The sequence below is a fragment of the Njordella calcicola genome, assembly GCF_056494125.1.
In genome coordinates this window covers 6,101,331-6,123,264 of sequence record NZ_CM151396.1, presented here as the reverse complement: position 1 = coordinate 6,123,264, position 21,934 = coordinate 6,101,331, and the positions used below count along the sequence as shown (strand labels likewise).

General features: G+C 50.5%; 16 protein-coding genes. 9 read left to right on the top strand and 7 right to left on the bottom strand.

Going from position 1 to position 21,934, the window contains the following annotated elements:
• Positions 1–24: 24 nt before the first annotated feature.
• Complete coding sequence (locus tag SH302x_RS23610; protein WP_479365322.1) at positions 25–2,109, top strand: M13 family metallopeptidase; 2,085 nt, start codon at positions 25–27, stop codon at positions 2,107–2,109.
• A 424-nt stretch (positions 2,110–2,533) separates the two neighbouring features.
• On the top strand, positions 2,534–2,794 hold the full coding sequence (locus tag SH302x_RS23605) for a tyrosine-type recombinase/integrase (RefSeq protein ID WP_479365321.1): 261 nt from the start codon (positions 2,534–2,536) through the stop codon (positions 2,792–2,794).
• Positions 2,795–3,015: 221 nt separating this feature from the next.
• On the opposite strand, the gene SH302x_RS23600 is transcribed toward SH302x_RS23605, so the two are convergent.
• The 3 genes from SH302x_RS23600 to SH302x_RS23590 all read right to left on the bottom strand — a co-directional run bounded on the left by SH302x_RS23600 (position 3,016) and on the right by SH302x_RS23590 (position 5,139).
• Positions 3,016–3,225 carry a hypothetical protein gene (locus tag SH302x_RS23600; RefSeq protein WP_479365320.1) on the bottom strand — a complete coding sequence of 70 codons (210 nt, stop codon included), beginning with the start codon at positions 3,223–3,225 and terminating at the stop codon, positions 3,016–3,018.
• 13 nt (positions 3,226–3,238) lie between these two features.
• On the bottom strand, positions 3,239–4,714 hold the full coding sequence (locus SH302x_RS23595) for a YeiH family protein (RefSeq protein WP_479365319.1): 1,476 nt from the start codon (positions 4,712–4,714) through the stop codon (positions 3,239–3,241).
• A 278-nt stretch (positions 4,715–4,992) separates the two neighbouring features.
• A complete protein-coding gene (locus SH302x_RS23590; RefSeq protein ID WP_479365318.1) occupies positions 4,993–5,139 on the bottom strand; it encodes a hypothetical protein in 147 nt (48 codons plus the stop codon).
• A 13-nt stretch (positions 5,140–5,152) separates the two neighbouring features.
• Here SH302x_RS23590 and rfbF point away from each other — a divergent pair, with 13 nt between their 5' ends.
• The 7 genes from rfbF (at position 5,153) to SH302x_RS23555 (ending at position 13,905) form a co-directional block, all read left to right on the top strand.
• Positions 5,153–5,956 carry a glucose-1-phosphate cytidylyltransferase gene (gene rfbF / locus SH302x_RS23585; RefSeq protein ID WP_479365316.1) on the top strand — a complete coding sequence of 268 codons (804 nt, stop codon included), beginning with the start codon at positions 5,153–5,155 and terminating at the stop codon, positions 5,954–5,956.
• 31 nt (positions 5,957–5,987) lie between these two features.
• Complete coding sequence (locus SH302x_RS23580; RefSeq protein WP_479365315.1) at positions 5,988–7,025, top strand: GDP-mannose 4,6-dehydratase; 1,038 nt, start codon at positions 5,988–5,990, stop codon at positions 7,023–7,025.
• Between the two features lie 12 nt (positions 7,026–7,037).
• Positions 7,038–8,276, top strand: coding sequence for a class I SAM-dependent methyltransferase (locus SH302x_RS23575; RefSeq protein WP_479365313.1), 1,239 nt, complete (start codon positions 7,038–7,040; stop codon positions 8,274–8,276).
• Positions 8,276–9,217: a Gfo/Idh/MocA family oxidoreductase gene (locus SH302x_RS23570; RefSeq protein ID WP_479365312.1), complete on the top strand. Its 942-nt coding sequence runs from the start codon at positions 8,276–8,278 to the stop codon at positions 9,215–9,217. Before SH302x_RS23575 ends, SH302x_RS23570 begins: the two co-directional genes overlap by 1 nt.
• 33 nt (positions 9,218–9,250) lie before the next feature.
• Positions 9,251–10,231: a glycosyltransferase family 2 protein gene (locus SH302x_RS23565; RefSeq protein ID WP_479365311.1), complete on the top strand. Its 981-nt coding sequence runs from the start codon at positions 9,251–9,253 to the stop codon at positions 10,229–10,231.
• Complete coding sequence (locus tag SH302x_RS23560; RefSeq protein ID WP_479365310.1) at positions 10,191–12,533, top strand: hypothetical protein; 2,343 nt, start codon at positions 10,191–10,193, stop codon at positions 12,531–12,533. The genes SH302x_RS23565 and SH302x_RS23560 overlap by 41 nt, the downstream gene beginning before the upstream one ends.
• 199 nt (positions 12,534–12,732) lie before the next feature.
• Positions 12,733–13,905 (top strand): methyltransferase domain-containing protein, encoded by a 1,173-nt coding sequence (locus SH302x_RS23555; RefSeq protein ID WP_479365308.1) that lies wholly within the window; start codon positions 12,733–12,735, stop codon positions 13,903–13,905.
• A gap of 59 nt (positions 13,906–13,964) precedes the next feature.
• On the opposite strand, the gene SH302x_RS23550 is transcribed toward SH302x_RS23555, so the two are convergent.
• From SH302x_RS23550 to SH302x_RS23535, 4 genes are all read right to left on the bottom strand, one after another.
• Positions 13,965–15,842, bottom strand: coding sequence for a class I SAM-dependent methyltransferase (locus SH302x_RS23550; RefSeq protein WP_479365306.1), 1,878 nt, complete (start codon positions 15,840–15,842; stop codon positions 13,965–13,967).
• Between the two features lie 1,178 nt (positions 15,843–17,020).
• Positions 17,021–18,403 (bottom strand): glycosyltransferase family 4 protein, encoded by a 1,383-nt coding sequence (locus SH302x_RS23545; RefSeq protein ID WP_479365305.1) that lies wholly within the window; start codon positions 18,401–18,403, stop codon positions 17,021–17,023.
• Positions 18,404–18,442: 39 nt separating this feature from the next.
• Positions 18,443–19,534, bottom strand: coding sequence for an FkbM family methyltransferase (locus SH302x_RS23540; protein ID WP_479365304.1), 1,092 nt, complete (start codon positions 19,532–19,534; stop codon positions 18,443–18,445).
• Between the two features lie 16 nt (positions 19,535–19,550).
• Complete coding sequence (locus SH302x_RS23535; RefSeq protein ID WP_479365303.1) at positions 19,551–21,932, bottom strand: glycosyltransferase; 2,382 nt, start codon at positions 21,930–21,932, stop codon at positions 19,551–19,553.
• Positions 21,933–21,934: the final 2 nt, after the last annotated feature.

The window sequence follows — 21,934 nt, the reverse complement described above, 5'->3', positions numbered from 1 at the left end:
ACGGTACTTACAAGGAGGCAAAGCATGGTATTTTATCGGCTCAAACAGAATCGAGTAGATTGTATGGCAAGTCGCGGTTCGAAAGCTGGGTGGTTGTTGTCTGCCGCCAGTTTCATTGCAGCGTTATCACCAGTTAACTTGGTCGCACAGGAGACTGCAGTTTTATCTGGTATTGAAGTCAAGAATATTTCCGCGACGCTCCGTCCAGGTGACGATTTTTACGAATATGTCAATGAAAAGTGGTTGTTGGAAACCGAGATCCCAGCGGACCTCTCGAACTATGGGGCCTTTACCGCGCTGGACGAAGAGACCAAGCGGCAGGTGCGGACGCTGATTGAGCAAGCTGCCGCTGATCCGCAAATGACGGGTCCCGCGCGGCAAGTCGGCGATTTTTACACTTCGTACATTGACATCGCCAGTCGCAACGCAGCCGGCATCAAACCGATGCAACCCTGGCTGGAGAAAGTTGCCAACGCGAGTACCAAGTTGGATTGGATTCGAACGATTGGCCTATTGAATCGCGTCGGGATCGACAACCTGTTCAATTTTTACGTCGAGCCTGATGCGAAAAAGTCAGATCAGTACGCGGCGTACGTCAATCAATCTGGGATTACGCTGCCTGATCGCGACTATTATTTGGAAGACAGCGAGCAATTTAAGGCCGCCCGTGAGGCGTTTTTAAGTTATGCGACCGCGTTGCTTACCGAAGCGGGCTACGAAAACAAGGCTCAGGAGTTTGCCAGCAAGATCTTGTCTTTTGAAACCGAGCTCGCAAAGGTGCAATGGACGAACACTCAACTTCGTGATCCGATCGCAGGTTACAACAAAGTAGATGTCGCCGCGTTTGCTGAATCGCATCCAGAACTGCATTGGTTGGAGTTTAGTAAAGCGGTCAGTCTGCCGACCACGGGTGAGATCATCGTAGGCCAGCCCAGTTATTTCGATGGCATACAAAGCGTTTTGGCTGCAACGGATTTAGAAACGTTGAAGGCTTACTCGGTGTTTCACATTCTGGACCAATACGCCGATGTGCTGAGTGAAAAACTGGAACGATTGCACTTCAGCTTTCACAAAGTCGCATTGAGTGGAATCAGCGAGCAAGAAGAACTGTGGAAGCGCGCCGTGCAAGCTTGCAACGGTCTGTTGGGAATGCCGGTTGGGCAGTTGTACGTTCAGACGCAGTTTTCGCCAGAAGCCAAAACCAGAATGAGCGAATTGGTCGACAACCTGAAGAAGGCCTTCGCGATTCGTATTCAGAATCTGGATTGGATGGGTGAAGGGACTAAGAAACGCGCGCTGGAGAAACTCGCCTTGATCAATACCAAGATTGGCTACCCAGATGTCTGGAAGGATTACTCGTCGGTGACAATAGTGTCCGACAACTTGGTTGTCAATATTATGGCCATCGCCGAGTTCGAGCATGTATATCAAACTTCGAAACTTGGTCAGCCGATTGATCGCAACGAATGGCATATGGTGCCACAGCAAGTGAACGCTTACTACAATCCAGTGATGAATGAGATTGTGTTCCCGGCAGCGATCTTGCAGCCACCGTTCTTCAACATGGCGGCAGACGATGCGGTAAATTACGGCGCGATCGGGGCTGTCATCGGGCACGAAATCAGCCACGCTTTTGACGATAGCGGCAGCAAGTACGATGGCTACGGCAACTTGCAGAATTGGTGGACCGAGCAAGATCGAGCCGAATTTGAAAAGCGAGCCAAACTGCTCGTACAACAGTACGCGGCGTATCGTCCATTCCCAGATGCGACTTTGAACGGAGATCTCACGTTAGGCGAAAACATCGGTGACTTGGGTGGTCTGTCTTCAGCGTATACCGCGTACATCCTTTCGCTAGATGGCCAAGAGGCACCGGTGGTGGATTCACTGACGGGAGTTCAGCGATTCTTCATGGGTTGGAGCCAAGTATGGCGTCGTAAGTATACCGACTTGGAGCTGCGCAAGCGATTGTTGACTGACCCGCATTCGCCCAGCCAGTACCGTGCCAATGGGATCGTGTCTAACATGGATGAGTTTTACGAGGCCTTCGGTGTCAAGCCTGATCAAAGGATGTATATCGCACCGGAGAAGCGAGTACGAATTTGGTAAGGCGGAGCGGTACCTTCTAGAACACCAAAGCGGTGTCCGATGGGGCAAGCCCCAATCGGACATGCTCGCACGTCAGCTTTAGGGCACCAATCCCATGGCGAAGACTGGGCACAAGGCCCAGTTTCGCGTCGATGCTTGCACCACAGCGCGAACCGAATCCCACTTTCTTGTCCAGTGGATTGTTGGGTTTCTCGCTACACAACAAAGGCCGCCATAGCTTTCAGAATCCCACCGGCTCGACCGGTGGATTGTTCGGCTTCTTGCTTTTGCAGTAACGATCTCTAGCAAGAAGCGGAAGTATCTCCCGGACAAGCCGGGAGCATTAGAAATTCCGCTGGCTCGTCCGGCTTTTCGCTACACCAATCACTTTAGCGCACCGATCCCAATGCGAAGGCTGGGCACAAGGCCCAGCTTCGATTTGGCAATGCCGCTGCTTCGCAGCTCTGGGGTTGCCCTTGTCGCACTGGCTACAGAGCTTGGCATCCGCGACCGAGCTTTGCTAGAGATCTTTTACTCCAGCGCGATTCGCCGCCGGGAGCTATTGTCGCTTGGGGTTTATGACATTGATCGCAGTCGTCGGTTGTTGATGATCCGCTTGGGCAAGGGGCGGAAGGATTGCGTGGTACCGATTGGTGTGCAAGCCTTGCAGTGGCCTGAAAAGTATTTGGCCGATGTGCGTCTTTAGTTGTTGGCCGGTCATGGTCGCAAGCGATTGGGGCCAGCAGCGCTGCCACACAACGGTTAATCCAGTGGCGGAACAACAAGCACAGCCATGGTGGCCAACCAGTCGCGCTTCTTCTGCACGGGGCCAGTGGTGAGCTAAGCTGATGGGGGGCTCAAGAAAGCCTTCGTAGTTCACGACGGTTTAAAAGCGCGCACAGAATTCACTTCTAACACCTTTTCGACTCACCGAAACGCGGCTCCATCAGGGGGCTGCCAGTTCAGTTCTGAATAGTACATCGCTCCGACGTTAATGTCGCGTTCCTGCATCTGCTCAATGTGCTTGGAGATTGCAGGTTGTGTTGCCAGCCAAGGCAATAAGACGCCCCATATGACACACGTGAGAGCAGTCAGGCTAGCGAGTTGTAAATGCGATTTTAGTTTTGAAGTGGGCATAAGAACCAGCGGCCTAACTCTTAAACAAAATCCCGAACATAAGGTAAGCCATCGCGAGAGTCAGGATGAGGTTCAGCGTTTGCCCACATACATACAGCAGGGCTGGTTTACCTGATCGCAAGTACGGAGCCAGCTCGCGAATGTTGGTGTCGAGGCCCAGGCAAACGAACGCCAAACAGAACAGCCAGCCACGAATGGGTTTTGTTAAGCTGGCTACCGCCGTGTTGACCCAAAGTTCGCCATAGTAGCTGGAGGCGAACAAAATCGAGCATATGATCGATGCGGCGATGAATCCCAACACGAATTTGGGGAATCGCTTCCAGATCTCTCCAATCCCGATCCTTGATGCAGAATCCGATTGTGCGTCGGGATGGTTGCTTTCAACGAATCGAGTCCAATAAAGAGCGACAGAAAATGCGATCACGCCGATCAAGATGTTTTGAATCATTTTGATGGTGACTGCGGTTTCACTGCCAACTTCACCAAGTGCGGCACCTGCGGCGGCGACAGCTCCTGTGGCGTCGATCGTGCCACCGATCCACGCGCCGCCGACGACCGGATCCATTCCGCTCCACAGGATGATGCGGGGCAGCACGACCATCATGATCACCGTAAAACTGAGCGACAAACCGATAGCCAGCGATAGTTCTTCTTTCTTTGCTTTACATGCGGCCGCTGTTGCGATGGCAGCGGAAACTCCGCACACACTCATGTCGGCCGAGATGACCATGTTCAGCGATTTGCTTTTGATTTTGAGCACATGCTGACCGAAGAGATACGTCGTTACCAAAACGACGGGAGTCACGATCCAAGAGACCATGATGCCCGGCAGTCCCAGGGCAAGTAGGCGACCGAATAGAACTTCAGCTCCCAGCAGTACCAGACCGATTTTGATGTACAGTTCGCCCATGACTGCTGGCCGCAGCCAATCCGGTGTACCAACCGTATTGGCAATGACTAATCCAATGAGTAGTGCCCAGAGCGCATACTCCAAGCTGTAATTCTTGATGACTTGTTGACCGGATAGCACAGTTGCCAGGACGGCGAGGGCAAATACGGCCAGGAACGCCGGGAGGAAGCGACTGGTGTTATGTCCACGCAAACGTTTCGCCGTCAGTCCGATTAGCCCGGTGGTTGCGAGTGTCCCGAGCAAAGCGGGCCAAAGCCATTGGAAGTCTTCGGGTTTCGATTTGTCTTTGACGTTCCGAAAGGCATCTAGCGGGTCGTCATTCCAGGATTTCAGATCGCCTTGGATATAGTCCTTTAGAGGGGAATTCCAAGTGACTTTTTGGGCTGGATCTTCTTTGGTGCTCCAGCTTAGCGATTGTGGTTGCGTGACTAGTGCGATGATAAGTCCCACGGCCAGAACCAACAATCCAAGCAACGAAGCCGTCCAGTCCTCCGAAAGGGAACGGGGTGATTTTACCGGAGGATTTGTGGGCGGAATCGCCGATGCGGGGGGGGCATGGTGGGCAGGATCGTTCATCATTGGGAGGCTGGATTAAGGCTGGAACTAGACCGACGTCGTTGCGATGATAGCCGGATCGTTAGTCAAGTGTGCACAGGTAGGGATGTTATGCAACGAAAAGGACTTCAATTATACTACAGAACGCTGTTTGTCATGAGTAGAGTTCCGGAACTTACCGCAAGCGATGCTCGAGTGCTATCGCAAAACCAGCGGGTCTAAACGCTGGTTACTTTTCCCAAATCGGCTGTGTAACCAAAGCGAACGATTGCCGAATATCAATCTTGACTTATTTTCTCAAGCTACGCTAAATTGCCACCAGCTTGAACCGAGGCAGAGTAGATAAGTGTCCCAATGGCTCCACGTGACATGGGGTCACACAACATTCGATGCAATTCGGAGAACAGCGGCGGCGGCAAGCAGGAAGCGGCGTCGTAGGTGAGCATCATCAAGGAGACTGCAATGCAGGTAGTCATATTATGCGGAGGTTTTGGAACTCGGTTACGTGATGTGGCCGATGACATTCCAAAGCCTATGGTGCCGGTAGGTGATCGGCCTATCCTCTGGCACATCATGAAAAGTTACGCAGCGTACGGGTATAAAGACTTTGTGCTTTGCTTGGGATACAAGAGTTGGTCAATCAAGCGATACTTTTTGGATTACTTTGTCGCGCACTCAAATGTCACCGTGGATTTAGGATCACCGCAGCAGTACGAACTGCATGGTTCCTTAGGTGAAGAAGATTGGCGAGTAACCATGGTGGAGACTGGTTTGGATGCCATGACCGGTTGTCGAGTCAAACGCGTTGAGCGTTATATCACCGAAGACAGCTTTCACCTGACGTATGGCGATGGGGTCTCCGATGTGGATATTGGTGCCTTGGTTGACTTCCATCAATCGCATGGGAAAATCGGAACCGTTACAGCAGTCCAACCTCCCGGACGCTTTGGAGAAATAGCGATCGAAGGCAACGCGGTTGTTGACTTCATGGAGAAACCTCGACAAGCCCCAGGGCGCATCAGCGGTGGTTTCTTTGTATTGAATCGAGCGATCTTTCGAAGATTGCGAGATGACCCATCGTTGGTTTTCGAGCAGCAACCGTTGATGGGTTTGGCTCGCGACGGGCAATTGCAGGCATATCGACATGATGGGTTTTGGCATCCGATGGATAATAGTCGCGACCACAAACACTTGAACGATTTATGGGCATCGGGAACTGCTCCCTGGATGCGTTGGCGGCACCCGCAGTTGCGAATCGCTGCTTGATCAAACTAGTTTCCAAGGAAGGAAAAACGGCATGAGCTACCATGAGAATTTTTGGCAAGATCGTCGTGTCTTAGTAACAGGTTGTACTGGTTTGCTTGGTTCATGGACGGTTCGAGCTTTGGTCGACCACGGCGCTCATGTTATTGGACTGGTTCGCGACCAAGTAACTGGAACGGAGCTAAACCGCTCGGGCTATATCCAGCAGATGGATGTTGTGCGAGGCTGCGTGGAAGATGCGGCCTTTCTTGAACGAGTGATGGCTGAATACGAAGTTCAAAACGTATTTCACTTGGCGGCGCAAACGATAGTCGGAATTGCGAACCGAAGCCCCTTGTCGACTTTTGAAACCAACATCAAGGGCACTTGGTGTGTGTTGGAGGCGGCGAGAAGATGCGGATATGACCCACATGTGATCGTCGCGTCCTCTGACAAAGCTTATGGAGATCAGGAAGTTCTGCCGTATCTGGAAGACGCACCGCTGCAAGGACGACATCCATATGATGCCAGCAAGTCCTGCACAGATATCATCTCGCTGACGTATCACAACACTTATCGAGTACCGGTTTGTGTGACTCGGTGTGGGAATTTCTATGGTGGAGGCGATCTGAACTTTAATCGGCTGATACCTGGCACAATTCGTTCGATTCTCCGAGGCCAGCGTCCTGTTGTGCGATCTGACGGGACGTACATTCGCGATTACTTTTATGTTGAAGACGGCGCTGCAGCCTATTTGCATTTAGCTGAATGTATGGCAAAGCAACCGGAGGTCCTTGGGCACGCATTCAATTTTTCAACAGAGATACAAGTAACTGTTTTAGAGATGATTGAAAAGATCTTGAGCTCCATGAACTCGGATTTGAAGGCTGATGTACGCGGTGAAGCAAGTCACGAGATCAAACATCAGTACCTATCGGCCGAGAAAGCTCGCAACATGCTGAAGTGGTCACCAAAATTCGACTTGGATTCCGCTCTGCAACAAACCATCGCGTGGTATGAAAGTTACTTTGCATCGCAAAGCGAGTCGACCACCTCCGTTAACCAAGACTTCCGCCACAAGAACGCTGCTTAAGAAAGGCATATCATGTCTGATTCCGTTGTTGAAATCAATCACTGCGAGGTTTGCGGCAGTACTCATTTGGAGTCTGTCCTGAATCTCGGCCCTCATCCGATGTGCGATGACTTAATTCCCGTGCAGGATCAGCGGCAATGCGAAGAATACCCAATTGAGATTCTTTTCTGCGATCGCTGTGTGACGGCCCATCAGCGGTTTCAGGTCCCAAAGCAGCAGCTTTTTCCGGCCAGTTATCACTACCGGTCTCGCTTCACAGTTGATGTGCTCAACGGCATGAAAGGGCTAGTGCAACAGTGCGTGGCGCGTCATGGAAGCCTAGAGAAGAAGAAGGTACTAGATGTTGGTTGCAACGATGGGAGCTTGCTGGGCTTCTTTCGTGAGCAAGGGGCCGATACCTTTGGGGTCGAACCTACTGGCGCTTATCATGATGCGGTTAGCAATGGGCACGTGGCCTACAACGCGTATCTGGAGCCTGAACTAGCACAACAAATTGTCGATCAACATGGGCAGCCTGACTTCATTGTCTTCACCAATGTGTTTGCACACATTGAGAAACTGGACTCAGTGATTGAGTCGCTGAAGATTCTGATGAGTGACCAGACCGTATTGATTATCGAAAACCATTACATGGGTGGCGTGCTGGCGGGTAATCAGTTTGATACTTTTTATCATGAGCATCCGCGAACCTATAGCTGCACATCGTTTTTCGAAATCGCCAAGTCCTTGGATCGACAGTTGACGGATGTCGTGTTTCCATCTCGATACGGTGGAAACATTCGCGTGGAGATCGCAAAATCTGGTTCTTCGCTGGATCGAGAGTTAGTGGCTAGCGTGCTAGAAAAAGAGAAAAGCTTTGGGACGCAAATTCGTCAGATGCAAGCGGGAATCGAAGTCTGGCAACAGAACAAGCGAGCTGAGATCGAGGCCTGTGTTCGAGAACATGGCAAACTGCACGCCAAAGCATTCCCGGGCCGCGCCGCAATCTTGATCAAACTGCTGGAGCTGGATAGCGATCTGGTTGAAAGCGTTTATGAAAAGCCAGGCTCAATGAAGATTGGGCATTATCTTCCTGGGACGCGAATTCCAATCCAATCCGACGACACCTTCAATGCCATGGATGAAAAGCCAAAGGTGATGTTGAATTTGGCTTGGCATATCTCGGCAGAAATTCGCGGATACCTTTCGTCGAACGGCTATCAAGGCGAAGTCATCGACATTTTGTCCCCGCACGATTTCAAGGCTGCTTAATGAACCGAGTTGCGATTCTTGGATCAGGATTTGGTTTATATGGCTATCTGCCTGCCGCCATCGATAGCTGCGACTGCCGCGTCATGTTGCCAAACCGTTATCGAGATCGCTTTGAATCGCGAAGCGAACTGAACCCATACGCTTCGAGAATTGAGTGGTTGAGCGATGAGAACGAAGCTTTAAAAGCCGCAGATTTTGCAATTCTTGCGTTATGTCCAACAGAACAGGTGCGTTGGTTAACCGCTTGTCTTGAGTATGACAACATCAAGGGCTTGTTTTTAGAGAAGCCGCTAGCTCCGAATCCTTCACAGGCCAGTCTGGCGCTAGCGCGCCTAGATAGCTCGCGAAAGGTCTATCGGATCGGATATCTTTTTCGATACTTACCTTGGGCGACGCAGCTAACGCAACTGGTACGTCAGGGCTGCGATTTCGAGATTGAGTTGGATTGGAGTTTTCATGCGCACCACTTCCAAAATAACATCGATACATGGAAGCGTCGTGAGCAAGACGGTGGTGGACCGCTTCGATTTTATGGCATTCATTTGCTCGCTCTCTTAGCAGAGTTGGGTTATGACAAAGTCATAAAGTCGGAACAAGATCGCACCTTCGAGGGCGCATATTCAAGATGGATCGCTCATTTCTGTGGACCGGATCTGCCAAGCTTTAGTGTGTGTGTTGATTCACATGCTTCATCAAACCAGTTTGGGATCTCGGTCGCAAGTTGTGATTCAACGAGGTGCCTCATAGAGGCCACAAGTCCCTTCGATTCGGCCGAAAGCAGCACCGGCCCAGAACGCGATGTAAGAGTTACTGCGTTGAAGAAGCACTGCCTGTCCATCTTCAGTGATGATATGCAGCTACCGCTAGTCTACCGGCGTACCCTAGAGCTTTGGCAGGCGGCCGATGTGACCATATCGCAGCGACAGGTCGCTGCAGCTTAATCAAATCCCAATTTTTTACTGCTGGAAGCAAACATGACAAAGAAAACCATCAGCATTGTATCGCCTTGTTACAACGAGGAAGCTGGAATTGCTGAATGCTATGAGCGGATTTGCGATCTCTTCAACAACGAACTAGCTGCATACGACCTTGAATACATCTTCTGCGACAACTGCTCGACAGATTCAACGGTCAGTATCCTGAAAGGGATCGCCGCTAAGGATGCTCGCGTAAAAGTCATCGTCAATTCCAGAAATTTTGGCATTTTAAATAACACCTACAATGGCGTTCGCAATGCGAGCGGCGATGCAGTATTGCTCTTTATGCCCGTGGATATGCAAGATCCTCCTGAGCTAATACCGGAGTTTGTAAAGTTATGGGAGGGCGGGCATGAAATTGTTTATGGTATTCGTGCTCAGCGAGAAGAGAGCTTTCTCATGGCGACGGCTCGCAAGTCGTACTACCAACTCTTAAGCCGGATTACGTATCTGAACTATCCACCCAACGTCGGTGACTTTCAGTTGGTAGATCGATGCGTGATGGACGCTATGCTGAGCATTGATGACGCTCAGCCTTTCATGCGACTGATGACTTTTGAATGCGGCTTCAAGTCGATTGGCGTGCCTTATCGGTGGCGTGCTCGAAAGCATGGATTCTCGCGCAATTCGCTGGCTCGAATGTTCGAGCAAGGACTCACTGGGATCATTAGTTTCAGCACTGCCCCCATTCGTCTGGCTTTGGTTGTCGGTTTTCTGATTTCGGCGATCAGTATCTTGTATGCAGTTTCGATATTTGGGTTGGTTGCTACTGGTCTAACGCAGGCACCGCATGGCATACCCACTTTGGCAATTGCTTTATTCTTCTTCTCTGGCGTGCAGCTATTCTTTTTGGGCGTTATTGGCGAGTATGTGCTGGCAATCTTCAATCAAGTTCGGCGGCGACCGCTGGTGATTGAGCGGGAGAGGATAAACTTTGGTGACAACAACGGTCAAAACAAATCACGGCGAGCAGCATAAGTTCGCTTGGGGGATCGACAAGACACCCTTTTTTATCATCTGTGTTCTGTTGTTTCTCTTTTGCTATCGCATTTGGGGGATTGCTCCGACACATACGGACGATGCTACTTGGATGATGGCTGCTGAACAGGATCAGTGGAGTGTTATTTCAAGTTGGGCAAAGTCACAAGGCAGATTCTTTGCCTTCATCTCCGGAACGCTCATCTATTTGGGCAATCTGATGCAAGGTACGTCAGTAGGCAACGGTGTCCATCTAGCGGCCTTCGCCGCGTTCTTCCTGGGGTGCCACGCCTTGCTGTCGATGTACTTTGGATGGCGATTTGCGCTTTTGACGGCAGTCCTAAATCTGAGTTTCTATGCAATCCGTTGGGAAGGCAGCGTGCTGACGACCTATCCGCTGTTTGCTTGGGCGCTAGGGTGCTTGCTCGTGTTGTCGATCGCGATTGGCCGATGGTACGCTCAATCTCGTAAGCGGATCTGGCTGTGTCTGTCCGCGCTTCTGCTTTTTGTGTCGCTGAATATTCACGAGGGGACGTCGGTGTTGTTTGCATGCTTGGCGATGCTCGCTGCCCTCGCTGATGAGTTTACATTTGGAAGGACGACGCAGCTTGAATCGACCTCACAATCTTGGCGTCGCCGCTTGTACGACAGCGTTTGGAATTATCATTTCTGCTCCGTTGTGGTGACGGTTTTTAGCTATTTCGCGATCTACTTTCTATGGCGACTGGCGTATCCTTCGCAATATGAAGGCAACAAGATTGGCAGCTTGAATCCTTTGCAATTTGCACCTGTGTTACTCTCATTATCTGCCAGCGGGACCAGTCTTTTTCAAGCGTTCTTTCCTTATCAAGTACGGTACTCGGATGTGGTAGCGGGAGACGGAGTTTCGATTGACTACGATTTAGCGTCGCATTGGATTTGGGATCAAGCCATGGGAGTGGCGATAGCGATCGGAGCCATTTCCAGCTATGCCTGCTACCTCTTGCTGCGGCCGGCCTGGGGTGGTCAGGCAATGACGCGGATGTCGATCACGGGCATGTTGGTGTTAGCGCTGGGCATCGCTTTTGTGCCAGTGTTGCCGGTCGCATTGGTTGGTAAGTACCAGGAAAACTACTACAGTTTGGGCGTGGGCTCTTATGCGTTTACGCCTTACTGCCACTTTGGTTGGGCTGCTCTGTTGGCGACATTGCTGCTGTTGATTCGGCAGTGGGGGCGATTCGGAGGGGCCTTGATCGCAGTTGGATTGATGCTGATGGCGGCTGCAAGTGCGCTAACGTACCGTGTAAATGATTCTGTTGTGCAAGATATTCGCCTGGAGACCGTCCGCTGGGACGCAGTAGATCGACTGGAAGATCTGCTGCAAAAGTACAATGGTCCCATTACAACCATACACGCGGCACGATTAGCCAGCGGAAGTTGGTTCACGGCTGTAAACAGTAAGTATTGGCAGAGCTACATGAAAGTAAGGCACAAACGCGAAGTTCAGTTTACGGGTGTTGCACTGGGCCAAGATGAACTGTCCGGAGGGGCCGCTGTTGTTGATTTTGATGTTCTGCCCCATGGAAATTTTCCGGTCGTGATGGCAGCAATGTTGGCTCCGACTAGCGACGGATTTGCGAATGAGTTCTATTTGTCGCTACCTGAAATCTCGCCCTCTGAATTCCATCATCTAATAGTAAACTATCGTGAGCGTTCCGGACGAAATGCGTCGGTTCGTGTTTCCGAGTTGGCTGAATCTGTTGATAAGCCTAACGTTCGATACCTTACCGGGATCAATGCGGAGCCGACATCCTTCTTTCTCAGTTCGCAATCATTGATGCAGAGTCTAAGCATCGAGTGTGGCAAGAACTGCCCGATTGGCCAACTTATTCGGTTTGGTTCAGATGCAGAACTTTCGGCAAACGTGGCCAGTGACTGGCTAGATGAAGGGTGGCATGTCGAGGAGAAAGCAGGCCGCTGGAGCAATCAAGCCTCGTCAAGTATTCATGTGCCGACTCAGAGTTTGCGTGGCACAAATTATCGAGCTGTTTTAGTTTTGAGTACTTTAACGGGCATCGGGTTTACGGAGGTTCCACAAGAAGTTCAAGTCAGGGTGAACCAGCAAGTCGTGAGCTCACGCACGTTTATCCGCGGCGAAGGCTTTCAACCGCTGGAATTTGATTTGACATTAGCGGACCATGCAAGTGATGTAGTTGATTTGGAATTGGAAGTGAGCCCCATTTTGAATCCTTCCAAGATAGGGCTATCTACGGACGATCGAGATTTGGGAGTCGTCGTCCAATCATTGAAGATAGTGAAGTGATGAGGCGATTTTGGAGCCTTTAGTGGCTACTCGCATCTTGGCCACTGTGGCAAAAAGCTAGCACTTGTTTCTATGGAAGCGAAACTGTTGCCAGCTTGTTAAGTAGATCAAGGCTGGTCTAGCCATGGGATAGTGAAGTAAGCTAAAACAAGAGCTTTGGGGTATTCGTCTTTTGTGTTTCTTGGAATGGATTTAAGCGATGGCACTCAAGCAGATTGAGAAGTTAGTACGGAGAACACGGGACTATGTTATCAAGGATACCAAGCAGTTTGAAACGATAAACCATCTGCTCCATCACGCGCGAGGAGAGGCCTTTCGCAAGGTTCCCAAAGGGATTGAAACCTTGGTGAGTGTGGGATGTGCTGGTAAGTGGTACTTTGACTGGATTGAGGAAACATACGGCCGCGTCAGCAAGCACATTGGCGTCGAGTACTATTCGCCCAAGCCAAATGATCTACCGAGCAATGTACAGTGGATTGCTAACACGGCGGGAAGCATGCCAGAGATTGCATCGGATTCCGCCGACGGAGTTTTCTCGGGCGAAAATCTAGAGCATCTGTGGCCTGAAGATGTGGTTGGATTCTTCTTAGAGAGCCACCGCATACTGCGAAAGGATGGGCTGTTGGTTGTCGATAGTCCGAACCGGCTGATTACAAGCAAGTATGGGTGGAGCCATCCAGAACACACAGTTGAATTGACTCCGGACGAAGCCGTCGAACTTGCTACATTGGCGGGGTTCAATGTTACTGATGTCAAAGGTTTGTGGTTGTGCGAGTCACCCACGGCTGACAAGCTTTACAGATTCGACGGCATGTTGCGATTCGGATCAGGCTCGATTCAATCGCGACTAAAGAATGCCGAATCGAATCCAGCGAATTCGTTCATTTGGTGGTTGGAAGCGCGTAAGGCGAATCGTTCGCCTGAGGGCGATAAGCTGCAGCGACGCATGACCGAAATTTGGAACTTGGCTTGGCCGCAGCGCTGCACAAGAACTTTGACCGTGGTCGGCCGCGAGGTGGATGGTAAGACTGCATACCAGTCTCATGGTAAAGGCGGCGTGTTGATGTATGGTCCATACCTACCGTTACGGCAGGGACGATATGCCATTGAGTTTGAGCTAGAGTTGATTTCCGCTGGCACCTTCAGTAGCGTCATTACGTTGGATGTGATAGCGGGTACAACGGGAACGGTCTTGGCTCAAGAGCAGATTGCGACGGACTCGCTTATTGCTCGCAGCCCTAAGGTGATCACGCTGCAAGTCGATATCCCAGATACAACGTTTGGCGTCCAGTCTCGCGTGATTGTGCCCGAAAATGTGATTCTAAAATGCAAACGCGATCCAAAGTTCGTGAGTTGCAACGGAAGTTGGTAACGGGCATGCAGGCCCCAAAGTCTTATTGCGGGCCAAAGTCGACGTGGATTTAAATTGAATCAAACTGTTGGCTTCACGGTATACCAAGAGGCATAATCGTGTTCGATTATGCTGGGGTCTTCCTGAGTAGTGAAAAGCGGAAGACTGTGGCTGGCGAGGAAATGGTCGACAACTTCAATTGTTTTGGGCCAGGCGGGGTCATAGTCGTGTCCTGCAAAGATACCGCCTGGTCTAAGTTTGGGCCACCAAGCTTCCAAGGTACAAACGCCATCCTGACCATTATGTGCGTAGCCATCTATGTAAATAAAGTCGAATGTTTCATCAGCAAAGATCTTAACTGCTTCATCAAAAGTCATACGTAAGATGGCAGTCCGAATACCGTGCTTGCTGAGTACTTGCCTTGCAAACTCACATTCCTGGTCGTTATGATGATCCGACCAACGATCCACAGAGAATAGCAAACGCGTTTTGCTGTGGGTAAGTATGTAGTCTGAGTAGCTCGCGGCCGCGACGCCTAGTTCGACGGCGAAATTTGTCAGGCCGAGTTGATCGAGAAGTTCAGGGAATTGGTTGCGACTACGGATTTTTCCAATTGCTAAAGGTTCACTAGAGTGATTTGGGGGCTGGCTCATTGAGGTAGTTACTGCTGTTAAAGTTGACGAATCTGTTGGTACGCTTTCAGCGATTGGCATAGTGGTCACGCTGGACACCGTTGTTACTGGATTGGCTTTTTGTTGCAATTTATGTGTCTTGCTCGAGGCTATATTGTTGGAAATTTGACGCATGACTCGACGGAATTCCCTGCCAATCTTTTGCATAGTCGGTAGTTGCACCGATGGTGATACGGGTTGCGAAGGTGGCGTTTGAAAGTCTGGTGTATGAGTAGGCGAAGGTGCAGGATTCACTGCGGGTGTCTCTTGGTGTGTTTCCAACGTCGTGGGTAGAGCCACTTCCATAATCGCGCTGTTTGACTTCGCAACCAAATCACGCTGCGTGCGGAGGAGTTCAAGCTCGCTGGCGAGCGCGTTTCTTTCAACAGTCATAACATGTTTCTCTTCAACTGCCCGTAGGAACTCGATCGCCAAAGAGTCGATGGCTATGTCACCCATGGTTTTCGTTGTTGCCCAAGTTTGGAATGATTCATCAATAGCTGATAAAGCGTCTTCAAGAGCTTGGAAAGTTCGGTTGGGAGTGTAGTAATGACTTAGGAAATTGGAGTAGTCTGGTGCTTCCGCACACAGAAGGCTCTGCAACTGCGAGGAGAGCTTCTCAATAGCAGTATTTTCAACTCCGTAGTATGAATTCGGGTTGCCTGTTTCCAGAATAAGGAAAGGCTTCTTGGCTAACGCAGCTTCTAACGCAACGGTGCTGAGTGTGCATACGGTTGCATCGCATGCTTTAAGCAATCTGGGCGTCGAGAGATTGGCATAGAGACTGACAAACTCATCGACTACTACCACATTGTTGGGCATATGCTTAAATGCTGCCGGGTCGTATTCATGGGTTGGATGAAGTTTGCAGACAAAGAGTACATCAGATAATTCCTTTGCTGTTGCAGCCAACTGCGGTAGAACCTGACTGCCCAGGGCATGCAAGGGCCAATGTAGGTTTGTCGCGACAAAAACAGTTTTACGATATTGGTTTACCCAGTTACCCAGCAGTTCATCAAGTGTGGCAGACGGTTGGTTGTAAGCGTCAAACCGAGGGCAGCCAACATGAATCACACGGTGACGTTGTGGTGTATCCGAAAAGCCTCGCTCGACCGTTGATTTGTGTAAAACGAAGGGGCGTTCGAAATCGGCCGACCAACTGAGCAGATAGTCAGCGAAAATAGTCAAGCGTTCGGGAAATTCCGCATGCGGCCAAATTCCATGTTGCAACTGAAACGTAGGGACGATTTTTTTACGAGCAGAGATTAGAAAAGCGGAGTTGACCAAATGGCTGTACGAAGCGGTAGAATCAATTGCGGTCACCAGTGCATGATTTGTTTTTGATGCAGGCACACTCCAGTCGATCGAATCAACTGAATGTGCTTGCACCACATCGATGTTTCGAGCCTCGAAATATGCCATGATGGAAGCGCGGCGACGGTCTTCGATGACATTGAAGGCCTCGCTTCGAAGAAGGACTCGATATCGATCGGTTGGCAGAACCGTAAAAAACGGTTCAAACAACAAGAATTCTTGGTAGTGTCCAAGCAAGAAGGAAAGGTAGGTTTGGCTGCCCATTGCGGTGGGCGTAGGGTGACTGGATATTCCTAGGATACGATTTATCTCAGTTCTGGTACTTTCGTCGTTGGCCCCTTCGGAGCCATTCTTTTGAAGCAGAAAAAAGTGTTGCGACGATTCTGAAGAATCCCTGTAGATATCCAATTGTTTCCAGTGCTCTTGACTCCACTGCGAATGGCTATCGTCACGTGGGTCGTGCAGCTTTGCGATGTGGTTCCGCTGCTCAAAATCGATTTCTGAGAATCCGACTATTGAAAAAAGCTTGCCCCAGGTGGCTCTTGGCAAAATCGTTTGATGGTGAGCATTGAAAGCAACCGACGGTTGGATTGCGATTGAAACAAGAAGCCATTGGTCGGCGATTCTGCGAAGGTTGCACAGTGTGTCGGCTAGTCTGCAAGAGGGAATCTGTTCTAGTCGATTAAGACATACTGCGAGAGTTGGAAAAGCTGAAAACGGCAGCAACCCACGAATATTGCCGATTTCCGTTTCGCTCAGCGGGCCAGAGAAAACGGAAGTTATTACGGTGGATTCCGATCGGGCCTTTTGTTCAAGACCGGCGCACTGCACGCCCCACTGTCTTAGTTGCGACAATAAAACTCCGTCACCAGCTCCGATGTCTAACACAGATTTGCAAGAAAGCTGTTCCTTTAGTTCGCGAATAGCATCGGCAAGACTATCCATGGATCACAATATCCCGATGGGAGTTTGGAAACATTTTTTTGGTGACCTTAATGGGGAAAGCCGGGCTTCAATGGCCCTCAGCTTTAGTAAAAACTTGCGGCTTGAGGCGAACAAAATTTTGATACCGAAAGCGGGTTATATCATAAACTATATGCCAGTGTTCGCGAATCCGAATGTAGAGAGAAGCCCGTGGCCATGAAAGTCTATCAAGCCGCATTTCGCAGAACTGCAGCGGTTGCTCGACTGGTCCGAGCCTTCTCTTTGTCATTCTGGACGATCAAGCAGACCAAATTCTCAGTCGCATTTTTCCAAGTCATCATGGCATTTGCGTCTAGAGAAACCGGTTTGCTGTCCGGCCTTTGTAATGGATCTGCTGTCTTGCACATCAAGGCGGTTAGATGGTTTGGATTGTCTAGTGAAAAGTATTCGCAGAGGTTGCCGCCCACTTCGCGGTGGATAGGAATATCACTAGCAATGACGGGGCAATTTCGGTAAAGGGATTCGACGATGGGGAGCCCAAATCCTTCGGCCACCGAGGGGAACAGCACTGCGGTCGCATTTCGATAGCAGTAATCGATCTCGGCATCATTGAGACCGTGTTGTAAGAACAAATTCTTGTCTAATTTAGAGTGGGCCTGTGCGGTGCTCAAAAATTCTTCTCCCCGCCATCCTATTGCACCTGCGATGGTAAGCCGAGCTTCCGGATACTCATTCCAAAGGCGATCCATCGCCTGCAGCGCAAGTTTGTGATTCTTGCGTACTTCGATGGTCCCTACCATCAGGAAGTGCGGGAACGTACCGTGAAAATGCTCCTTCAAAGCGGGGGAAACTACTTCATTCGATTTCGAAAACTCCGAGCCGAGACGAAAGGGGATGACAGGCTGCGGGATGTTATCAAGCCCAAGCAGTCCGGGGGCAAGATTTTTTACTTCGTCCGCGACCGTTTTCGAGATAGTTAACAAAATGTCGCTGTGCTCAATGACATTAAGAAGATATCGACGAAATGCCGCAACGCCTTCCTTGCTGTACATATGCTGGTGCGTAAGTGGAATCAAATCGTATACGACGGTCGCCACCTTGCAGCCATTTTCCCGAGCGCGTTTCGCATGCTCCCAGATGTCGGGAAACGCCCAATATGCATCAGGTAACAAGAGCGTATCTCCTGGTTGCATTTGAAGGTCATGCTTCGCTGAGGGCCTTTTCCATTTGCGATACGCTTTGATGGGCAATTTGAACAGGCCATAGTGCCCCGGTTGGGGCAACAGCCAACGTTTGAGTTTTCGACTGCCGGTTAGTTTGCAAACAGCGCGTGCCGTCTTGCAATAAGAGCTTGGTAAGTAAGATAAAATGTCGAGTGGAATATTGGTTGCGAGCGACGGTTTCCAAGTTTCGAAAGAGGCCAGTTGCGCAGCGGACACTTCCTCGAAAGTAGAGCCATTCAATACGATTGGAATGGGATGCCCCAGTTCAGATGCCCCGGCAACTAAAGACTCTTGAGCTATGCGCCGAACGACACGTTGGACACCGGTGCGATAACCACCAGTCAACGTATGGGTGCATTCGATATAAAGCTTCTTGGAAGATCTCATTTTCTGCTCAATGACACTTAATTTGTTGGCAAGGACCGGCTAGGCCGCATTGCGGTGAGGCGGGGTGCTGTCGCTGCTTTTTCGAGAGACAGGAAGCATTTTCATGATGTACTCTTGGACTTGTTTGGCTCGGCCTTTGGCCGTTCGTCGTTCGGCTTTATCATGCCAGTACAAAATCTCGTGATGTGCGTACTGCAGTTCTTCTATGGCTGTAGCGAACTTTTTCTGCGTGTCTTTCAATTCTGCTGTGTTGCGCAAAAGGATCTGCTGATAATCCGCGTTTTGGGATATGACTTTTGCCATCCTGCGTGTGAGTTCCTGCACGCCGTGGACGATGCTCGCGTCGTTGTCTCCGTCGCTGCTTCCAAGTGCTGTAGCGATTTGCTGGAGATCCGCTTCGGCGGCAGCCAGCTTTTGGAGGCTTGCCCAATGCTCATACGTGATGAACTGATCTAAGACATTTGCCGGGATCTGCAGCAACGCGGTTCGATCCTTGTCTTCGGCTCGGACAAAGTAACGATTAAGTCCGTCGAAAAAAGCGCTGATGTAGCCACAGTTTTCGAGGAAACGCGGGATGGACTGATCACATTGAGTGCTTGTCATTGGGATCGTGCTTTCGGTCAACACCACGCGAGGACGCCAGCGTTTCCAATCTAGAGATTCAAGTACGCTTTGCTCGAAACCTTCTACATCTACCTTCAGAAAACCGATTTCAGCAACGCAAAACTCCTCGCAAATGTCCGACAAAGTCCGCGTCGGTAAGATGTGCTTCTGAACGGAAAAGCCTTGTTTCTTGTAAGATTCTGCTAGTTCTAGCGACAATGTCGATAGCCCGCCGTTGTCGTCACATTTTGAGTCTTGGACCTGGACTTCGAAAAATTCTAGCTGGCCAACGCTGGCCGCCACAGCGCAGTTTAAATTGATGTCGCGCGGCCGGTCTGCTTGCAGCATTTGGTGCAGTAAGACTCTTGGCTCAATGTTGATCCCATGCCAATGATTATCGTAGAAGTGCTTGGTTACTGAATGAAATGTGGGATGCGCGGCTCCTACATCAATGTAAAACTGAGGTTGGTCGGCTCCAAAGAAACGCCTTAAAAGCACATCTTCGCAGTTTTGAGAATAGCTGATCATGCTTGACGGTACTTTCTTAGGACGCGAGCAAGAGATTTTTGTTGCTGTGTGGGAATGCGGTATCCAGTTCTAACAATCTGAGCATCTCGGCGGCATAGTTATCGAAACTGTGACGATGCAGATAGTCGGTGCGACAAGGACGTAGTCGCTGTGAGTGCATGTTTTGAGCAATAGCATTCAAGAGGGCCGTGGAAACCTCAATGGATTGCATGTGGTCACTGATGCGCAGCACAGATTCGGGGGAATCCAAAGCTTCCGCCAAGTCCATATTGGCAACCGTCGGAATACCTGAAGCAATGCAATCAAGCATCGCACCGGACAGGCCTCCAAAGAAATGGGTGCGAAGTTGAATCGCATAATCCGCAGCTTGGATGTAGGCGCGATAATCCTCGTCGCTAATCCAATCGCCGCAGAAGTGGATGGACGCCTCAATGCCAAGTCGCTGAGCCTGCTTAAGCAACAAATCTCGATTGCCTTCATCGGAAGAGCCAACGAAGTGCAGGTCGGCTTGGACGCCAGCGTCTCGCAATAAACCTATCGCCTCGACGCAACGATCGGGAGCTTTGCAAGAGGCGACGATTCCAAGTGAAATGATTTGAATGCGATCGTCGCGCAGCTTCAGCATTTTTCGAGCGGCCGAGCGAGTTTCATCCAGCAGCTCTGCTTCGTCAAAACCGCGATAGCAACAGAAGGGCAAGTACGCCGCTTGAACTTGATATTGCTTGAGAACTTGCTTTTGAATCCCGTGGGAATGCACGATCAGAGGATTCGCGCTTTCCACAAGTTCATCAAAAAAGATGCCCGGCAGTTTGCCTGGATCATGCACCCAACTGATAGCTTCCTCTTGAGAGACCTCACGTCCGACCGTCTTGCACGCCATGCGGCGGAAGTATTCTGGCCCTTTCCACCAACAGTAAAGTTCTGCGAGGCGATTGTCATGAATTAAGCATGGACCGCCGAAAGCTCGTTGCAGATCGATAATCTTGGTATGAAAGTGGGAGTTGCCTACAACGGACAAAACACGATCGTATTTACCGGACAGGTAAGCCCACTGGCTGATCGGGAAAAATTCCCGGACGCCTTGGGTTGGCAGCGGAGCTGTCGCGTCAGTGAAGATGTCGACATCGACCAGCGGAGCAAGTGCTTGGGCGGTGCGCCGCGTGTAGTCTGCGACTCCTGATCGGTCGGGCGGAAACGGGCTCAGAATAGCCAGCGTCGATGGCTTGTCCGAAACAAAGTATCCCCCAGCGATTGACTGGCGTGATACTGGAAACCGATGTTCGTACTGATTCACAAGGGGCGTCCAGAATCGTTCTGCAACTTTATCGGCAAAGAATCGTCCCGGCAACGACGTTTGCTGTTGGCGGAGTGACGCGCGGAATTCTGGCTCCGCAGCAACCCTGGACATTAGCTCGCGCAGTCGCCCGTCATCGTTCGGTTGGAAACGGGCCAGTGGGTTGTCGATCAGCTCGCGATGGGCGTCGATGTCGGATGCTAGAACAGGTGAACCACAAGCGACCGCTTCAATGACGGGTAGTGAAAAGCCTTCGATGTGCGAACTACAGACAGTGGCACACGCTTCGTGATACCAATCGGCCAATTCGGCGTCAGGTACGTTGTGACGAAAGATCAATCGAGACTGGTCGCCATCCACGGAATCATAAAGATTGCGAATTGCGCGCTGGAAATCGTCTGGATATTTACCTACCACGACGACGTCTGATTTCATTTGTTTGGACAATCCCGCATGAGCTTTCAGCAACACATCAACATTTTTCCGTGGGTCGGCACCGCCAACGAAAAGGAAGTAGTCGTTCTTGGTTGGCCGCTGGCGCGTGGTGGAATGACGCTCGTGCGTAGCTTTGACATAGATCTCTTCAAAGGCTGCACGCAGCGTCACACCGCTGACAAACGATTGCTCAGGTGTCACTTCCATGAGTTCCAGCAATCGACGCTCGCTGTACTGACTGATTGGCGAGAATAGATCGAAGGCATTCAGCCAAAGCATGCTGGCAGCGTAACTTCGCAAGGACTGCGATTGAGCAAGATAGCGTTCGGGTTGGTCTAGTGGGATGAAGTCATAGACCACCGCGCAGGTGAGAATGCTTGATTTATCCAGCAATCTCCCGCAGGCAGCCAAGTCATGAGTCATCGGTGACATTTCCAAAAACAGCGAATTCGCTTTGGGAAATGTGGCGTGCTGCAGTTCGACCAACTGGTCGAAGATGGGCAGATAACATTCTGGAAGGGGTGGCAAACTTGGGTCCTTGAGCCCTACTAAGGTTGCATTAGGAAAATACTTCTTGCAACTTCGAAGCAAAGTCGAGGAGTGATACCCGACACCTCGAAATGAATAGTTTTCATCTTGAAGGCATCGAATATCGGCGTAGATATTCATCC